Source organism: Peribacillus muralis, from assembly GCF_001439925.1.
GTDB lineage: Bacteria > Bacillota > Bacilli > Bacillales > DSM-1321 > Peribacillus > Peribacillus muralis.
The window spans coordinates 66,252-83,379 of record NZ_LMBV01000007.1 but is presented as its reverse complement, the minus strand read 5'-3'; the positions used below and the strand labels follow the sequence as shown (position 1 = coordinate 83,379).

Below are 17,128 nucleotides of genomic sequence, written 5' to 3'. Positions count from 1 at the left end.
AGAAAATGTCTGCATGTCATCAGCACAACTTGCTTTAACTACGTTTTTATATGCAAAGGATGAACAATACCTCATTAATGATGCTATCAAGTACTTGATTAAAAAAGAAGGATTCGGTTTAGTTGGCCTGTTAGGTGGATCAGTGATATTGTGATCAACCACTATAAGCTTTCTATTTCTTTGATGAATGTTAATTTATTAAAGCCTGGATTTCTCCGAAGGAAACGGAAAGTCCAGGCTTGCTGTTAATTTTTCTTTGATAATTGCAAGGCATTCTTGATACTTTTGAGAGATTTGGAGCTTCCATACATTAAGACGCCGCCACGATAGATTTTTGCTCCGATGATACCAAGTAGAAAAATGGTGATGAGCATCAAGGCAATGCTGAGGGCAATTTCCCAAAATGGAACTTCGAGCATACCTACACGCAAGAACATGATCATTGGCGTGAAAAATGGAATGAATGATGTAAAAGTGATATAACTTGCTGATGGATTTCCGAGTCCGAACATTGCAATTAAAAAGGCAATGACGACTAACATGGTCATCGGTGAAATCATTTGTTGAACATCTTCTATTTTGCTGACGACGGATCCGAGACAAGCCGCAAGCGTCGCGTAAAGGAAGTAGCCGAGCAAAGCGAAGATGATTGCATAAATGATGGTTGAGATATTCGTGTTACCAAAACCAAAAAAGGAAAAGAATCCTTCATCCATACTTGCCAAGTTTTGTTTGATCGATAAATAACCGGCGCCAAAGAACAAAATCATTTGGGTAAGGCTAAGTAATGCGATGCCCATGATTTTGGCAAACATCTGCGTCACTGGCGGGACACTTGAAATCAGGATTTCCATGACTCGTGATGTTTTTTCAGTGGCTACCTCCATCGCGATCATCGTGGCATACATCAATACACCGAAATAAATGACGAACAGGAGCACATATACAAGACCGCGAGCTTGATTTAGATCTTCTTCGGTTTTTGCATTTTTCTCCAGGGCAATCGTTTTAAAGGCTGGCGGTGTATTCAACTTGGCGATTTGCTGCTCTGTCAATTTCAATTCATTCGCCGTTATTAAGCTTTTCAGCTGAGTAAGTGCGAGAAGCAAATCATTGCTTACCATTGAATCTGAAATTTGATTCGCTTTATATGTCCCTTTGAAGCCGAGCGAATCATCCTTTTCGATTAAAAGATACCCTACGATATCATCTGCATTTACTAGCTTCTCCGCTTCTTTTTCATCTTGGACGGAAAGAATTGAAAGGTCTTTGTTCACGCCTTTTACGGCATTTTTATAAGGATCGAATAAGCGATCTTCAGTTTGGTCGATGACGGCCACCTTTTGCTTGTCATCATCATCGAATGCTTCAATAAGCCTCGACATATTCGACAGGACAAGAATCAAGGCCATCATGATAACTGTCGAAATGATAAATGATTTCGTTTTTATTTTCGATAGATATGTATGGGAAAGAACAATCCAAAATTTATTCATAGACTGCACCTACTTTTTCAATAAAAATATCCGTTAGCGATGGTTCCTCCAATTCGAACTTTCGAACGAATCCTTTTGGAACAAGATCACGAATCATGTTCTCAGCTACATCTTCCCCAGTGACCTGAAGGACTTTTCCTTCCATCGTGTTTTTTACTTTAGTTACGCCAGCATACGTATCCAAGAAAGATAAATCAAAATCAGCTTTGATAGACACATTCTTTTTACCAAAAGACCGTTTGATTTCCTTTAGTTTTCCGGCAACGACCGGTGAACCCTTGTGCATGATGCAAAGGTGCTCACACATCTCTTCCACATGCTCCATCCGATGGCTGGAAAAAACAATTGTCGTCCCATTGTCCCTTAGGTCAATGACAGCCTTCTTCAATATTTCCACATTAACTGGATCCAGTCCGCTAAAGGGTTCGTCAAGGATTAGTAATTCAGGTTTATGGATCATGCTAGCAATCAGCTGGATTTTTTGCTGATTTCCTTTAGACAGCTCCTCGACACGCTTATCGATGTACTCGGGAACCTTAAAGCGATCTAGCCAATATTCCAACTCTTTCAAGGCATCCCGTTTGTTCATCCCCCTTAATCTAGCCAGATAGACGATTTGATCGCGTACCTTCAGCTTAGGATATAACCCGCGTTCCTCAGGAAGATAACCAATAACCGAGCTGGTCGTATAATCAATTTTCGTACCATTCCAGGTCACTTCTCCTTTTGTTGGGTCAAGCAAACCTAATATCATCCGGAACGTGGTCGTTTTACCGGCTCCGTTTCCTCCTAAAAAACCAAACATTTCTTTCTCCGGTATCGTTAAATCAAGCTGATTGACAGCTGTGAACTCCCCGAATTTTTTCGTAACTTCATTGATTTGCAGACTCAATGGACAACCTCCTTTTATATGACTCTCACAATAACATGTTACCGGAAATGTTTTCCAAGTTCAACCATCTTCAAAAAAGACAGATAACTTCTTTTCCCCTTCGATTATATGCAGAGCCATACGAACAATGTCCCATTCTCATGAGGCTTTAAGGGATTTCAATTTTTAAACGATGTAAACTGAAGATATTATACTTTTTCTACCGTTGCTTTATCCAGTGGCGTTCCAGGGAATCTCCTCGGTCGTTTTTTCGTTTGCGTGGTTCTTGCATTCCTAAGCTGAAGTCTCCCTACCCCCTTCGCTTTGCTTCGCTCCATTCGAAAAAAGAAGGTAGATTAACGTTTACACATCCATTCTTTATTTTATGACAAAAGACTGGATGGTGGTTCCGCCAATCTATTTATTGAAAAGTGTACGATTGTGCCTTTAAATCACTTTCATTGTTTCCGATAAATACTACAAGCAGGAGAACTTATCAATTCGAGAAGGGGTAACAATGATGAATAAACTAAGTACGAAAATAGGTTTCGTTCTTTTAACGGGCATGGTGGTTACGTTAATTGGCAGTTTGCTTTTAATGTATAAGAGTACGAATGATACGGTCGAGAAAACAATTGCCAAGAGCAGCTTAGACTTAGCAAGCAACATCGCTCAAGGCATAAATCCAACATCTTATGCCGAGTTTCTAAGTAATCAATCAGAAACGCAGACATATTGGGCACTACGCGAACAATTATACGATTATAAACAAAAAACGGGTGCGTTATATGTATATACATTAGGGATTAACAAAGAAAACGAAAAGGTTCACATCCTTATAGATGGAATGGATAAGGAAGATAAGAAAGCAGCTACCATCTCAACTCCTACAACAGCAACTACGTATTCAGATGTAAAAGGCGTTATGAAGGGAAAGGTTTCTACGACTTCGATTGTTCATGATCCTGAATATGGTGACTATTTATCCGTTTTTGTTCCCATTAAGCAAGGGAATGAGGTCATTGGAATTTTAGGGGTGGATATTGATGCCAGCAAAGTGGACACTACTGCGAGCAGTGTTCTCGGCGACATTCTTCCTCTAACGATCATAATCAATGTCATCATCATGGCAATAGTAGTGGGTGCTTTAATATGGTACCTGACCAGAAAGTTAAGACCCCTTCAGAAAGTCAGCATGGCTGCCATGGAAATCGCCAGTGGGAATTTATTAGCAGCAAATAAACTGATTGGCAAAACGAAGGTAAATGGAAACGACGAAATTAACGCTTTAGTGAAATCATTCGAAGAAATGATCCACAATACCATTTTAATTGTCAACTCGATGAAAAGCTCATCACTACAGCTTTTGGAAGCATCAAGTGATATCGAACAAAAAATTAATGAAATGGACACGTCCACCCAATATATCGTTAAAGGCATTCAACAAGTTGCAGGAGCTACAGAAGTGCAATTACACAGAAGTGAAGAATCAACAAGGGTCATAGAGGAAATGACCATAGGAATACAAAAAATTGCCGAAGCATCGTCAGAAGTCAGCGAACAGACAAATCAGGTTTCCATTCAAATGTCCAATGGAAATAAAGATTTACATGAACTCTCCAATCAAATCCTACAAGTAAAAGATGTGATGCTGCAAACAAGTTCAGAAATAAAAAAACTGGACGAACAAGCAAACGAGATCGTGAATATCGTCCATTTAATTACAGGAATAGCAGAGCAAACCAACCTGCTGGCACTAAATGCGGCCATTGAAAGCGCCAGGGCGGGTGAACAAGGTAAAGGTTTTGCTGTCGTATCGGACGAGGTAAGAAAATTAGCAGTAGGCACCAAGGAATCTGCAATCAATATCCAAAAATCTTTGCTTAATTTTAAAGCGATCATAAATAAATCAGTGACCATGATGGAAACTGGTACGAAAGAGGTTGAAGAAGGAACAAAGGTTGTCCTGAATACAAGGGAAACGTTTAATGAGACGATAAAATCTTATGAGCATGTAAGTGATCAAATTCAGGAAATATCCGCAATCACAGAGCAAATGGCTGCAGGTTCCCAGGAAATCAATGCGTCGATTGAGGATTTTGCTGTTTTAACCAAGGAAACAGCTGAGGCATCACAGCAAGTGGCACATTCAACCGATCAACAAGCAAAATCAATGGAGGACATTTCCATCTCTACCATTTCTATGGTAAATCTCGCTAGTGATCTGGAAAAATCCGTTGAGCAGTTTAACGCGTAAAATATTGATCCGCCACTCCCCTACAGAAGCGGAAGTGCGCGAGTCCTAAGTGTTCTAATAAAAAATGCAGACAAGCTTTCATCGAGTTCGTCTACGTTCTGAAGGGATTTTGCTTTTAAAGCAGAATCCCGTTCGTAACTATTCAAGGTGTGCGAGATCCCTCTATCTTTTTTCCGAGGAAATGCATCATCTTTAAACACTTAACGTTTTGATTTTCGATACAGGTATCACATAAGATGATTCATTCATAAAGCTGACTGTATAATCGGTTACAGTTCTAGGCAAAAATATTTGCATACACATAAATACTTGCTTTATTTTTTTAGCTATAGTATATTAATTGATGCATCAATCATTGACCTATCAATTATGAAAAGAGGATGCTTATTGACGGATTCTTCATGTTCCAATGAATCGCTTATTTTGTATAAGATGAACTGCCTTAACAAGCAAATCAGTTCAAAGTTTGAAAGCTGCATGGGTATCAGTCAATCAAGACATGATATTTTATATCAGCTTTATCAAGTGGATGAAATGAGTCAAACTGCTCTTCAAAAAGAGGTCAAAATTGACGGTGCAGCGATTACCAGGCATTTAAAACAACTTGAAGCGCTCGGGATGATAGTAAGACGCAAAGATCCGGATGATAATCGCTTTACGCTTGTTTCCCTTTCAGCTCATGGCCGTGAACAAATCATTGCCTCCCAAGCTGAAAAAGCTCGTTTCGTCACTTCAATGCTTAAAGATTTTAATGAAAAAGAACGTAAAGAGTTAACGGATATGCTCATACGGATTCAACAAAATATAAGTGAAGTATAATGCCTACCTCCTTATGATTTAAATAATATAAAAAAAATATTCCATCAAGGTAAAAAAGGAGACTTTCATCAATGACAACTGCACAACTAACGAATGACTTTAAAGAAATATTAACAGGTCGCCGCTCGATAAAAAAATACGACCCTACCGTAAAAATAAGCCGAGAAGAAATGGAGGAAATCCTATCTTTAGCGACACTGGCCCCTTCTTCAGTCAACATGCAGCCTTGGCGTTTCCTGGTAATTGACAGCCCTGAGGGGAAAGCAACATTGGCCCCCCTTGCTCGCTTTAACCAAACTCAAGTTGACACATCGTCCGCAGTAATTGCTGTTTTTGGTGATTTGGACAATTTTTCAAACGCTGAAGAAATCTACGGTAAAGCTGTTGAACTTGGACATATGCCTTTGGATGTGAAAGATTATATTTTAACCTCATTTGCTGCCTATTACGAAAAAATCACGAGCGAAGAAATGAGAGATGTCGTTTTAGTTGATGGTGGCCTTGTGTCCATGCAAATAATGCTAGCTGCTCGAGCATATGGCTATGATACAAATGCAATCGGCGGCTATGAAAAAGACAAAATCGCAGAAGCCTTTGGAATGGATAAAGACCGCCATGTACCAGTCATGCTTATTTCAATTGGGAAAGCAGCTGATGGAGGACACGCCTCCGTTCGCCTTCCAATTAATAAAGTGGCTCAATGGAAGTAATAAATTCTTTACTATGATGCTTTACAAAAGAGAGGATGACCTTACATGATTATCATTCATGCCGGATTCACTATTAACCCAGCCAAACAAGATGCATTTCTAGCAGAAATTCAACCGCTTATCGAAGCTTCAAGAGCGGAAAACGGAAATGTTTCCTATAACCTTCATAAAGACACCGAGAAGGACAATCAATTTACAATGGTTGAGATTTGGAAAGATAAACAAGCTGTTGCTAGCCATAACTCAAGTGAGCACTTCACCTCGTTTGTCGGGAAAGCTAAAGAATTCCTCTCTGCTCCATTAGATGTTAAAGCTTTTGAAGGACAGCCTTTACAATAAGAAAGAGTTTTTGACTATCCTGTCGGAGGTTCAACTGAATATGATGGTTGCGGGTGATATTAGCAAACTTGCAACGCTAATTACAAAGACTGATGAACTAGTAATGAGTTCATCAGTCTTTTCCTTTTGACAAAGAAATTATTGGAAATGATTACTTTTCATCATTTATTTTTTCATATAGAAACATATATTTATGAGTGCTGAATCGTGATACGTATCCTACTGTTTAAAAAAACCGCTATCTTCCAGGAGCGTGGCTGCAGTTATTTGCTGTGTAATCCGTTGTCTTATTGCAAGAAATGTTAGCACCTTGTTCAAATTCATTAATACTCTTTTAATGAGACAGGGTATTTTACTTTTTCCTGAACGAAGATTTCGTTATAATGCATGTAATGAACCTAAAACAGAAAAGGAGACATCTATTTGGATACTATTCTATATTTTTGTTTTTCACTCGTTTACATGATTCTTTTTATAATGGGTATTACACTCATTCGAAGGCAGGATAACCTTTTATCTCATTCCAGCTTTCTCCTCTTGGTTACGTTCGCACTCTTCGCGGATAATATAATCATTGCCTCCGGAAAGTTCATTGGTGATGGGCCTTTGCTTGAAGTGTTGAATCAATCTCGTTTCTGGATTCACGGGTTTATCACACCTACATTGATACTGTTTGGTTGGGATATGGCGAAAAGAATTCATATTCCTTTTACAGAGAAACGTTCCGCTTTCTATTTTTTCCTTTACCTTACATCAGGACTTATCATTTATGAATGTATCGAAAATATGCATAAAACTTTTGTACCTGTCTCTGAGTATGGGGTTTTAAGATATGTTAGTGAGCAATCTTCCGGTCCACCTCTCATGGTGCTTGTTGTAACCCTCGTACTATTGGTGATAAGCATTAACATCTTCCTGAGAGAACGTTGGATTTGGATGCTTTTAGGGGTCGTAATCATGATTGGCGGCAGCGCCATCCCTATTCCGATCGAGAGTTCAGCACTCACGAATGCATTCGAGATGATTTTTATATGTTCATTGTGGTACACATATTACAAGCTAGAACCACATTTCCCACATAGTGATAGTTCATTAGAATTACAACAAAAGAGAGTTAAGTAATAATAGGAATATCGAATATTTAAAAAGAATCCCTTTTAACAAAAGCTTCTGAGACTGTAGACAAACTCGATGAAAATTTTATGATTGTACTAGGCCGTTGATTTCCGCAGGAATCTCGTACCTTACGTTCCAATCAACTTTGTTTTAACTTCTAGTTGATCAAGTGATTGAGAAAGTTGGAAAACCGGAAGCCGTTGCCGCAGATGCAAAAGAAAAGCATGGTATGGGTGTCAATTAGACATGCCAAGGTCCAAATATGGCCGAACATAGAGCAGCCCCTATCTCTTACCTTTAGGCAAAAATCCGATGGGAATCTCAAAAAGGGGTCCGGAATTTTTTAATTCCGAACCCCTTTTGTCTATAAACTAAGGAGCCTTTTTTAGCTAAGGCTTCTTTTCTTATGAGTTTCTTCTATATTAAATAGGTATTTATGAGATGGTCTTCGCCAAACTTAAACTATTCTTCATAATTAAAGAGAATATCCCAGGTTTCCGGTCCGACAATTCCATCTACTTTCATTCCAAATTTTTTCTGGAATTCCTTTACTTTTAGCTGAGTGTTACGTCCAAAAACACCATCAATTTTAATCGATCCCCCAGCGTCATTAAGGCGCGCTTGGATGTATGTCACGTTTATGCCCTGATCCCCCATTTTAACGACATGGCCAGGATAAGGAAATGCAGTATGATAGAGCGCAGTCCAAGTTGAAGGCCCTACTATCCCATCCGCTTTCAAATGTCTGCGCATTTGAAATTCTTTGACTTTCTTAAGGGTTGTCGGACCGAATATCCCATCGACATAGATTGGTACATTGTTTTTGTTTAGCTGGTTTTGTACTTTTCTCACTTCAGACCCTCGATCTCCATACTTAATGACATGACCCGGATAAGGTTCACTTGCCGCCTTTATTTCATGGGTGTTTGTAATTGATTTTGTACTCGCTGAAGCTTGGGACATTGTTGGGAGTTGAGTTTGAAATGCTATGATTCCAACGGCTGACAAATAGAAAAAGGATTTTTTTATACTCATAATAAATTCCTCCTTTAATGTAAACCTGCACTACCTTATTGCTAACAACTTCACCTTCATCCAAATACAATTATTTCAAAAAAAGTTATTTAATTCAATAGTTAATTTTGTTAAAAGATTATTTTCGATACTTTATTGCTATTCACCCTATAATGCGGTTCGGTTGATTTCCCCTCCAGATGTCCACTATCCGCGGAGCGCAGGTGCCCGAGCAGGAGTCTCGCAATCTGCTCCAAACAACCTTAAATCCTTTCGTTTCAAAACAATACTCTTTACGAAAAGAGCTTTCCCTTTTTTCGGAAAAGTGCCATATCGTTATGAATATCATTGCTGTTTCTTTAGACGTTTGCTGCTCTTTAAAGCTAGTCTACAACATTTGCGCTTAATTATTAAATTGACTTCAATAGATATTTTTTTAGGGAGTAGCTCCACATTCTATTCCATCCACTTCTTGTATAGGGCGTCAAATTTTCCTTGGAGCTTCATTTCTTCCATCCACATTTCCAGGTAGCTTGCATATATGAAATCACCTCGTGGGATCATATATCCTTTTTCACTGTTTGTGAAAGGCTTGTCAGTTAAAGCCGCATGCAATCTGATATCAGCTTTAGCATACAGCATTGCTTCCACTGTGTCTGTAATCATGACATCATACGTACCTGCTGCAACAAGATGAGGGATATCCAGATTGTTTTTTACAACAGTTACGTTAGCTTTGTTTAAATTCTGACGGACGAATTCTTCATTCGTTCCGCCTGGATTTACGCCGATGCGTACAGAAGGCTTATTGATATCTTCAATCGTCAAATATTTGTCTTTATCTTCCTTGCGAATTAAAGGCACCTTACCGAATGAAAGATAACCCTTGGATACATAAGCGCTTTTTTGCCTGGCTGTGTTGCGAGTCACACCGCCCACAGCCACATCAAATTTGTCCGCTTTCAGGTCTTTTATCATCGTAGGCCAAGTCGTAGCGACAAATTCCACTTTCACACCAAGTTCTTTACCAAGCTCTTTGGCAGCGTCCACATCATAGCCTTCATACTCATTCGTTTCCGGGTTCAAATAGGTAAAAGGTTTGTAGTCCCCTGTCATTCCTACTCGAATGTATCCTCTATCAATTATTTCATCAAGCTGGGAAGCACCAACATTTTTTAAATGTCCTGGTGCCGTTTCTGATTCAGGTTTAGCCGATACGTTTTGCGAGAAGATTAGGTCGTGACCGAAGTATCCTGTACATAACAAGGAAAAACTGATTACTACTGCCAATAGTGTTTTTTTCGATTTGTTAAACATGTGATCATACCTCCAATTTTTTAGAATACGTCTACCAATTATTAAAAATACTCCAAATTCATTGAATCACCTTTAAAAAACTAACTCTTTTTCATATTTAAAGTTAACTCAGCTGATAGTAAAAGGACTACACATATTAGACCTATCTAAAATATGCAGTCCTCATTTATTATCTTAAAGAAACAGTTGACTGCTCTCTGACTTTGCCTTTCTCTTTCATTAAAACCACTATACGTAACTTTACCTTCTTCTTATTGGCCAATTATCATGTTGAATTAGAATGTATATTTGTTTAATTCTATCTTTGCTTTATTTGTTTTTTAGCTGTTTTAGCATATAAATGATAAAAAAGTGTGCCCCCGGTATAGGAACACACTGACTATATAAACGGTTAGATTTGTGTCAACTAAAGTTGAAAGCTGTATTTCAATTTTGATCTTTAAACAAGCTGTTCGATAGCCTAGACGCTTTACTTACGTCGTTGTTAGGGTCACATCAATATCGATCCGCTTCCATAAATTTGAATTGTTCCTATTTTTAGTAAAAAATAATCATCCTACAAGAATCGATATGGCACTATACACTAATAACAAAGCCATGGTGATATTGAACTGACGACTATATTTGGTCAGGAACCTTTGAAAAAGTGAACCGAACATACTCCAACTCATCGTACTCAAGAAACCAATGAATGCCAAAAATAAAGAGAAAAATAGTAAACTGGTATTTGAAGTATAATAGGGAATGATAAAAGTCGAAACCGCCGTTATGCCATATAAAATTCCTTTCGGATTGATGAATTGCAACAGCATGCCTGAAAGAAAACGGTTATTTTTATCCCCATCGTCATCTTTTTCATTGTTTTTGCTTTTGATTATTTTCGATGCTAAATACAGCATATATAAGGCAGCAAGGATAGTCATGATCAGTTCGATTTTGGGAATGAAATTTTTAAGCAACAGATTAAAGTAACTCGATAATATCATGATCACAAAAAACCCTGCCCCTACTCCAAAACAAAATTTCAGCGTCCGTTTAAACCCGTATTTGTTAGCAAATAACATCGCCATAATATTGTTGGGACCTGGGGTAAAACTGGTAACAAAAACAAAAAGTAAAAATGATACTAATGGCATTAGTGAGCCTCCTTTTCCGATGTGTGTTATAATGTCTAAAACGAACCATATAACGACTTACTTTTTATTGTACATTACGATCGTTATATTGTACACAAAGGAGTGCACTCATGGAGGAAATAAATCTTATACTTGCCAAAAACTTGAAAGCCTTTAGAGAAAGTAAAAAGTTGAGTCTTGAAAAGGTTGCAGAGCTTACTGGTGTAAGTAAAACCATGATCGGCCAAATTGAAAGAGGGGAATCGAGTCCCACCATAACAACGATCTGGAAAATTGCCAATGGTTTAAAAATCTCTTTCTCTTCGCTAATCAATCATCCACGGCCAGATACAAAGGTTGTTCTAAAAAGTGATATTCAAACATTATCTGAAGACAACGGAAAATACCAAGTTTACCCCCACTTTCCCTTCGAAGCTGATAAACGTTTTGAGACATATTCAATTGAGATCGAAGCAGGTGGTTTTCATAGTGCCGATCCACATCAAGAAGGAACTGAAGAGTTCCTGACCATTTTTGAAGGGGAACTGACTGTTCGCTTAAATGATACTGAATATATATTAAAAAATGGCGATTCTATCAGATTCAAGGCTGACAAGCCCCACACTTACCTTAATACAGGGAAAACAGTAACTCGATTAAGCATGATTCTTTATTATCCCTATTAAAAACGTTAGCAGAACAAGAACGTTTCTCTACCCTCTACCCAATTCGTGACCTACAATATAAAGTTTCGGCATTTAACTCGTGAGTTTCCGCTGTTTATTCGCGAATTGGGACTTCTTACTCGCGAATTCCCGTTGTTTACTCGTGAGTTTGGACCTTTTACTCTAGTGAGACTTCTTCACACGAACCATCGCAACACAGGGCTTTTGAGATCCATCGTGAATAGGCCATAATCAATGACAACCATTTCATTTTTTTCGGAAAAAGCGACATTTGCGATTCGCAAATCTATTGGAACTATGCCATATATCAGGAATATTATCTCAAGCTTGATCAGCTTCGTATAATCAATGAGTGCGTGTCGCACGTTCGTCTCCATTTTCTTCATGATGATCCAGCCAGTACCAAATTCTCTTATCGGACAAATATACTTTTTAACCTCCTCCCTGCAATTGTGATAGATGTATGCTTCATTTGCATTAGAGATCATTCCTACTTCATTCAGTGCAACTTTTAATATATAACCGTTATTAAGATCAAAAACGATTCGGTTATAGCCATTCCCTATCATTTCATACTGAAGATTCAGCGTGTTTTTAGCGGAAGTCATTCTTTGTGTTGGCGTATCAAAAAAATGTTGCTTCCCCATTTTTGCTATCCATAACTCAATGGCTTGTCTCTCTTTCCGTAACAGCATAGAACCATCATTCAACTGTTGGCCTTTTTCTTCCCCATCGTTATTTAACAACAATTTTATACGTCTCCTTTTTAAGGTATATGTGTCTAGAATATAAGGTAATAAGTTTTCATCCAGCATTCCTTTCGTAACATAATATGACTTTAAGTAAAAATGGCTTGTACAAGCATTGAAAATTCCAAATGGAGACTGAATCCGCTCCTTCGTCTCGGTTGATCAATTAATTAAAAAAAGACAGGAGGCAAAAAGTATGCCTCCTGTCCAGCCTTTGCTGACGTTAAAAACGCTTCTAATTGCATGCTTGTTGGGTAAGAATTTATAATTTCTCCTTAGAAAAATGCAATACTTCTTATTCATGCCTAATGCCGGCCAAGATATAGGTATCCTCCCTTCCCTTTGCGAAATAATGGTATAGTATTGTTTGTGACATCAGGTTTAAGACAAGGAGTGATGTAGCATCCGGAAAAAATGGATTCTATCAACAGTAGCTGGATTATTGCTAGTTTCATTAGGTGTATTGGCCTTCAATAATTCCGGCAGCGATAATGAACCGCCAAAACGGGAAAGCAAAAAAACTGAGAAGACCGAGATTCCTGTAGTGGAGGAATTTGGCGGAATCCACCTTGAAAAGGTCGGGGATAAGGTCCGCCAAAAAGGTTGGGGAACACTCACCTTGGTTGAGACCAAGCCCGTTAATAAGTCGTTTGAATTAGGTCAGATGGTAATCACGATCAAGGATATACGCAAAATTCTGTTATCCTCGCTTACGGAAGAAGCAGAGGCAGAGCTTGAATCTTATACCGGTTTGAGTTTTGAGGAGGCCTACTCGATATATTATAAAGACAATTTAAGCATGGAGGAAATCGACCAAAAGGCTGCCTGGTCCAAAGAAGATATTGGCGATCAGGTTTCTTATCTGGAAGTTACATATTCTGTGGAAAATAAAGATTCGAAGGAGCTCCAGTTCTTCAGCATGGAAAATGTAACCTTCAATAATGACCTTACATATGATGTCCCGACTAAAAATTTCATTCACTCCGGTGATACGTTCATAGGAACGAAAAAAGTTACTCGCTCGGATTACCAACCAGGGGAAACTAGGGAAGGCACAATCGGCTTATTAATTGATCCAGAAGAAAGCATGGAGGAACTCGATTCCTTTTCATTCACGACAGACGATATATCAGATGGTGAGTCACATGAATTATTGGTGAAAGGCACATCGTTTGAAGTTCCATTAAACGGAAAATAGGTTAGCAGGTAAGCTAAACACGCCAAATAAGGGATATTCTCTTATTTGGCGGTTCGTATGTTTTTTGTGACAGCGGCATGACAGGAACCTATTTCTCACTTGCTGTATGGCGCTGCCTTTCTTCTTCCAATAAGATACGGCGCAATATTTTCCCTACGGCTGATTTTGGGAGTTGATTTCTAAATTCGAATTCTCGCGGCACCTTATAACGGGCCAAGCGTTGCCTACAGAACTCCCCGATTTCCGCTTCCGAGACGAATTGTCCATCCTTTAAGATTACCGCCGCTTTAACCGTTTCTCCTCGATATGTATCCGGCACGCCATATACACATGTTTCTTTCACGGCTGGATGCTGATAAATAATATCCTCCACTTCGCTTGGATAAATATTAAAGCCGCTTGCAATGATCATATCTTTCTTCCTGCCTACAATATAAAAATATCCTTCTTCATCCATCGTTGCGATATCGCCTGTGTATAGCCAGCCATCTCGTAAAGTTGCTGTCGTATCTCCTTGATTATTCCAATATCCTTTCATGACTTGGGGGCCTTTAATGATCAGTTCACCTGCTTCGCCTGTTGGCATTTGTTCTGTCCCTGTTTTCAAATCAACGATTCTGGCGTCGGTATTAGGGTATGGAATCCCGATGCTTCCAGGCTTTTTTTGTCCGTTAACAGGATTCCTGTGAGTAGTGGGTGATGTTTCAGACATGCCGAAGCCCTCCAAAATTGAAACGCCGTATGTGGTTTGGAATTGATGGATGATTTCAATTGGAAGCGGGGCTGAACCGCAGCTGCAGTACTTAAAGCAGCTTAAATCGTCAGCCGTTAAATCCCGGTGATTCAGTAAGGCGATATACATCGTTGGAACACCTGGAAATACGGTTGGCCGATGCTTCCGGATCAAATCCACCACTTTATCAATCTCAAATTTTTCTAATGTGATATAAGTTGCCCCTGCATAAACGGCACTGTTCAATCGTCCATTGCCAAACACGTGAAATAATGGTGTCAATCCAAGCATCCGTTCTCCAGGACTCTGGAGCTTGAGAGCTTCCGCCGTAAAGGCAAAGTCTTGAAAAACGTTGGAAACCAAATTAAAATGAGTGAGCATGACTCCTTTCGATTTCCCTGTCGTTCCTCCGGTATATTGCAGTAAGGCCACCGCTTCCTTCGGATCGAGGATTAATTCGGGAAGTTCCTCGTCCAGCGTCGATGAAAAGGCTCCATCCTTCCGTACAATATCGGCAGAAATGAACGTCAACAGGTCAGAACAACCAGTCTTCATCAATTTTTCCTGTTGTTCCTCACGGCCAATGAACCATGTTGCCTCGGAATCACGTAATATATCGGCTAATTCATTGTGTTGATACAATGTATTTACTTGAACGACAACACCTCCCAAACGATGAATCGCATAATAGGCAATGATATATTCCAGGCAATTCGGCAGCATGATGGCGATCCGGTCGTTCATTTGAAGTCCTCGCTTGAATAAATTCTGGGCAAAACGATCCGTTGCATCCTTCAATTCTAAATAAGTCAGTTCAAGCTCACCGTCGATGATGGCTTTGGTTGATGGGTAAAGGTTGGCAGAGCGCTCTAAAAGTCCATATAAAGACAATAAGGGAATCTCTATGTCATAAGGGGTTTCTTCTGGATAAAATCTTTGCCAAGTTCTCATCAATTTCTTCCCACCTCATTCTTTCTCGTAATATGGCTTAATAAGATTGCTCACTCTTGCTTCATTTATCACGGATGATTTTGAATATGCCCGTTCCCTTTGCAATGATATTGCCGTTTACATCTGTTATCTCTCCTTCAGTAAAGGCAATTTTGTGCCCTTTTTGGAGGACTTTCGCTTCAGCAAATAAATCCCCGCTCGATATGCTCGCCAAATAATGGACGGTCAAGCTTGTCGTCACCACTTTGGATTTGGTCACGGAGCGGGTTACCATTCCAAGGATGGTATCCAGCATCGTAGCATGAATCCCTCCATGCAATGTTCCGTTCACATTCAGTAAATGCTCTTCAATCTTTAACTTGATATTAACATTTCCTTCCTCAAAGCGAATGATTTCAAAACCTATATGTGAAAAGAACGCACTGCTTTCGAATTGGTTGCGAATATCTTCCACTTCAACAGACAAATTATGTCCCTCCCTTCCTTTTTGCGCGATCCAATTATTGATGGAAAGGAGCAGAACATCATCGGTTTCCACTCCTTAATCCCAAGTGAATTATATTGTTTCAACCATGATTGCCATTCCCTGTCCGCCCCCGACACAAAGTGTCGCGATTCCGTATCTCTCTTTCCTGCGAATCATTTCGTGGATGAGTGTTGTCACGATCCGCGCACCCGTCGATCCGACTGGATGCCCGAGAGCAATCGCCCCACCATTTACATTCACCTTACTTTCATCAAGCGCTAACTCCTTGATTACCGCCAATGCCTGTGAAGCGAATGCTTCATTCAATTCAACAAGTCCGATTTCTTCTATCTTTTTACCAGTACGCTCCAAAAGCTTGCCGACGGCTGGTACAGGACCGATCCCCATCACTTCAGGAGAAACGCCAGCCGCCGCCCAATCTACGATTTTCGCGATTGGCTGCAGTCGTAGCCGTTTTGCCCCACTGGCTTTCATTAATACCAATGCTGACGCACCATCATTACGGCCGCAGGCATTTCCTGCCGTAACGGTTCCATTTTCCTTGAATGCCGGTCTTAAGGCTGCAAGCTTTTCCAGTGTGGTATCCGGACGAGGATATTCATCCGCTTCTATCGTAACCGTTCCCTTTCTCTCACTTACCTGGACAGGAACGATTTCATTCTTGAATTTCCCTGTCTCGATTGCCTGCGCGGCTCTTCGTTGGCTTTGAATCGAAAAGGCATCTTGTTCTTCCCTGGAAATATTGTATCGCTGGGCGACATTTTCAGCCGTTATCCCCATCCCTAAACGGTTTCCATACATCTCTTGAGGCTGTTGTCCCGCTTCGGTATTCGAGTCAACAAGTTCGGTCCGATCTCCTCCAAATCGGGAGTTTCTCAAATAAAGCGGTGCCCGGCTCATGCTTTCCGTACCGCCGGCAACGACGATATTGGCTTGTCCCGAGCTTATTTGCTGGGCGGCAGAGGCGATTGCCTGCATGCCTGATGCACATAATCGGTTTACCGTAAAAGCTGGTGCAGAATCGGGAATCCCGGAACGCAGAGCTGCCACTCTTGCGACATTCGAGGATTCGGTCGTTTGCCTTACCTCCCCGAAGATGACTTCATCCACTTGCTCAGCTGCTATGTTGGCCCGTTTAATCGCCTCTTTGATGACGATGCTCGCCAAATGCCCGGAACTACTATTCTTTAAGGTCCCACCGTAGCGCCCGATTGGTGTTCGAACTGCACTCACGATTACAATTTCTTCTCCCATTTCACATCGCCTCCTA

General features: G+C 40.0%; 17 protein-coding genes. 8 read left to right on the top strand and 9 right to left on the bottom strand.

Features of this window, described 5'->3' with window-relative positions; genetic code table 11:
• The first annotated feature begins 13 nt into the window (after window positions 1–13).
• Window positions 14–154 carry a hypothetical protein gene (locus ASU00_RS25405; protein WP_161809725.1) on the top strand — a complete coding sequence of 47 codons (141 nt, stop codon included), beginning with the start codon at window positions 14–16 and terminating at the stop codon, window positions 152–154.
• A gap of 91 nt (window positions 155–245) precedes the next feature.
• Here ASU00_RS25405 and ASU00_RS11330 read toward each other — a convergent pair whose 3' ends face one another.
• Complete coding sequence (locus ASU00_RS11330; RefSeq protein WP_057913582.1) at window positions 246–1,496, bottom strand: ABC transporter permease; 1,251 nt, start codon at window positions 1,494–1,496, stop codon at window positions 246–248.
• Window positions 1,489–2,388, bottom strand: coding sequence for an ABC transporter ATP-binding protein (locus tag ASU00_RS11325; RefSeq protein WP_057913581.1), 900 nt, complete (start codon window positions 2,386–2,388; stop codon window positions 1,489–1,491). Before ASU00_RS11325 ends, ASU00_RS11330 begins: the two co-directional genes overlap by 8 nt.
• Window positions 2,389–2,887: 499 nt before the next feature.
• On the opposite strand from ASU00_RS11325, the gene ASU00_RS11320 reads away from it, so the two are divergent.
• The 5 genes from ASU00_RS11320 (at window position 2,888) to ASU00_RS11300 (ending at window position 7,614) form a co-directional block, all read left to right on the top strand.
• Complete coding sequence (locus tag ASU00_RS11320) at window positions 2,888–4,624, top strand: methyl-accepting chemotaxis protein (RefSeq protein ID WP_057913580.1); 1,737 nt, start codon at window positions 2,888–2,890, stop codon at window positions 4,622–4,624.
• A gap of 369 nt (window positions 4,625–4,993) precedes the next feature.
• Window positions 4,994–5,443, top strand: coding sequence for a MarR family winged helix-turn-helix transcriptional regulator (locus ASU00_RS11315; RefSeq protein WP_057913702.1), 450 nt, complete (start codon window positions 4,994–4,996; stop codon window positions 5,441–5,443).
• A gap of 71 nt (window positions 5,444–5,514) precedes the next feature.
• Complete coding sequence (locus ASU00_RS11310; RefSeq protein ID WP_057913579.1) at window positions 5,515–6,153, top strand: nitroreductase family protein; 639 nt, start codon at window positions 5,515–5,517, stop codon at window positions 6,151–6,153.
• A 45-nt stretch (window positions 6,154–6,198) separates the two neighbouring features.
• Window positions 6,199–6,492, top strand: coding sequence for a putative quinol monooxygenase (locus tag ASU00_RS11305; protein ID WP_057913578.1), 294 nt, complete (start codon window positions 6,199–6,201; stop codon window positions 6,490–6,492).
• 423 nt (window positions 6,493–6,915) lie between these two features.
• On the top strand, window positions 6,916–7,614 hold the full coding sequence (locus ASU00_RS11300) for a hypothetical protein (protein ID WP_057913577.1): 699 nt from the start codon (window positions 6,916–6,918) through the stop codon (window positions 7,612–7,614).
• A gap of 456 nt (window positions 7,615–8,070) precedes the next feature.
• On the opposite strand, the gene ASU00_RS11295 is transcribed toward ASU00_RS11300, so the two are convergent.
• From ASU00_RS11295 to ASU00_RS11285, 3 genes are all read right to left on the bottom strand, one after another.
• Window positions 8,071–8,643, bottom strand: coding sequence for a peptidoglycan-binding domain-containing protein (locus ASU00_RS11295; RefSeq protein WP_057913576.1), 573 nt, complete (start codon window positions 8,641–8,643; stop codon window positions 8,071–8,073).
• A 435-nt stretch (window positions 8,644–9,078) separates the two neighbouring features.
• Window positions 9,079–9,939 carry a transporter substrate-binding domain-containing protein gene (locus ASU00_RS11290; protein WP_057913575.1) on the bottom strand — a complete coding sequence of 287 codons (861 nt, stop codon included), beginning with the start codon at window positions 9,937–9,939 and terminating at the stop codon, window positions 9,079–9,081.
• Window positions 9,940–10,490: 551 nt separating this feature from the next.
• Entirely contained in the window at window positions 10,491–11,075 is a 585-nt protein-coding gene (locus tag ASU00_RS11285) for a LysE family transporter (protein WP_057913574.1), read from the bottom strand.
• A gap of 110 nt (window positions 11,076–11,185) precedes the next feature.
• On the opposite strand from ASU00_RS11285, the gene ASU00_RS11280 reads away from it, so the two are divergent.
• On the top strand, window positions 11,186–11,740 hold the full coding sequence (locus tag ASU00_RS11280; RefSeq protein ID WP_057913573.1) for a helix-turn-helix domain-containing protein: 555 nt from the start codon (window positions 11,186–11,188) through the stop codon (window positions 11,738–11,740).
• A 176-nt stretch (window positions 11,741–11,916) separates the two neighbouring features.
• Here ASU00_RS11280 and ASU00_RS11275 read toward each other — a convergent pair whose 3' ends face one another.
• Entirely contained in the window at window positions 11,917–12,489 is a 573-nt protein-coding gene (locus tag ASU00_RS11275; RefSeq protein WP_057913572.1) for a hypothetical protein, read from the bottom strand.
• A gap of 442 nt (window positions 12,490–12,931) precedes the next feature.
• Between ASU00_RS11275 and ASU00_RS11270 the strand changes: the two genes are divergently transcribed.
• Window positions 12,932–13,687, top strand: coding sequence for a hypothetical protein (locus ASU00_RS11270; RefSeq protein WP_152983737.1), 756 nt, complete (start codon window positions 12,932–12,934; stop codon window positions 13,685–13,687).
• 88 nt (window positions 13,688–13,775) lie between these two features.
• On the opposite strand, the gene ASU00_RS11265 is transcribed toward ASU00_RS11270, so the two are convergent.
• The 3 genes from ASU00_RS11265 to ASU00_RS11255 all read right to left on the bottom strand — a co-directional run bounded on the left by ASU00_RS11265 (window position 13,776) and on the right by ASU00_RS11255 (window position 17,112).
• The gene (locus tag ASU00_RS11265; RefSeq protein ID WP_057913570.1) at window positions 13,776–15,371 is read right to left on the bottom strand and encodes a long-chain-fatty-acid--CoA ligase; all 1,596 of its coding nucleotides are present in this window, start codon (window positions 15,369–15,371) and stop codon (window positions 13,776–13,778) included.
• Window positions 15,372–15,432: 61 nt separating this feature from the next.
• On the bottom strand, window positions 15,433–15,837 hold the full coding sequence (locus tag ASU00_RS11260; RefSeq protein WP_057913701.1) for a PaaI family thioesterase: 405 nt from the start codon (window positions 15,835–15,837) through the stop codon (window positions 15,433–15,435).
• A gap of 90 nt (window positions 15,838–15,927) precedes the next feature.
• Window positions 15,928–17,112, bottom strand: a complete 1,185-nt coding sequence (locus tag ASU00_RS11255; protein WP_057913569.1) for a thiolase family protein — start codon at window positions 17,110–17,112, stop codon at window positions 15,928–15,930.
• Window positions 17,113–17,128 lie beyond the last annotated feature (16 nt).

Excerpts from the sequence above, each read along its gene's own strand:
- ASU00_RS25405 (WP_161809725.1), top strand. The coding sequence starts at position 14 with ATGTCATCAGCACAACTTGCTTTAACTACGTTTTTATATGCAAAGGAT.
- ASU00_RS11330 (WP_057913582.1), bottom strand. The coding sequence starts at position 1,496 with ATGAATAAATTTTGGATTGTTCTTTCCCATACATATCTATCGAAAATA.
- ASU00_RS11320 (WP_057913580.1), top strand. The coding sequence starts at position 2,888 with ATGAATAAACTAAGTACGAAAATAGGTTTCGTTCTTTTAACGGGCATG.
- ASU00_RS11315 (WP_057913702.1), top strand. The coding sequence starts at position 4,994 with ATGAAAAGAGGATGCTTATTGACGGATTCTTCATGTTCCAATGAATCG.
- ASU00_RS11310 (WP_057913579.1), top strand. The coding sequence starts at position 5,515 with ATGACAACTGCACAACTAACGAATGACTTTAAAGAAATATTAACAGGT.
- ASU00_RS11305 (WP_057913578.1), top strand. The coding sequence starts at position 6,199 with ATGATTATCATTCATGCCGGATTCACTATTAACCCAGCCAAACAAGAT.
- ASU00_RS11295 (WP_057913576.1), bottom strand. The coding sequence starts at position 8,643 with ATGAGTATAAAAAAATCCTTTTTCTATTTGTCAGCCGTTGGAATCATA.
- ASU00_RS11290 (WP_057913575.1), bottom strand. The coding sequence starts at position 9,939 with ATGTTTAACAAATCGAAAAAAACACTATTGGCAGTAGTAATCAGTTTT.
- ASU00_RS11285 (WP_057913574.1), bottom strand. The coding sequence starts at position 11,075 with ATGCCATTAGTATCATTTTTACTTTTTGTTTTTGTTACCAGTTTTACC.
- ASU00_RS11280 (WP_057913573.1), top strand. The coding sequence starts at position 11,186 with ATGGAGGAAATAAATCTTATACTTGCCAAAAACTTGAAAGCCTTTAGA.
- ASU00_RS11265 (WP_057913570.1), bottom strand. The coding sequence starts at position 15,371 with ATGAGAACTTGGCAAAGATTTTATCCAGAAGAAACCCCTTATGACATA.
- ASU00_RS11255 (WP_057913569.1), bottom strand. The coding sequence starts at position 17,112 with ATGGGAGAAGAAATTGTAATCGTGAGTGCAGTTCGAACACCAATCGGG.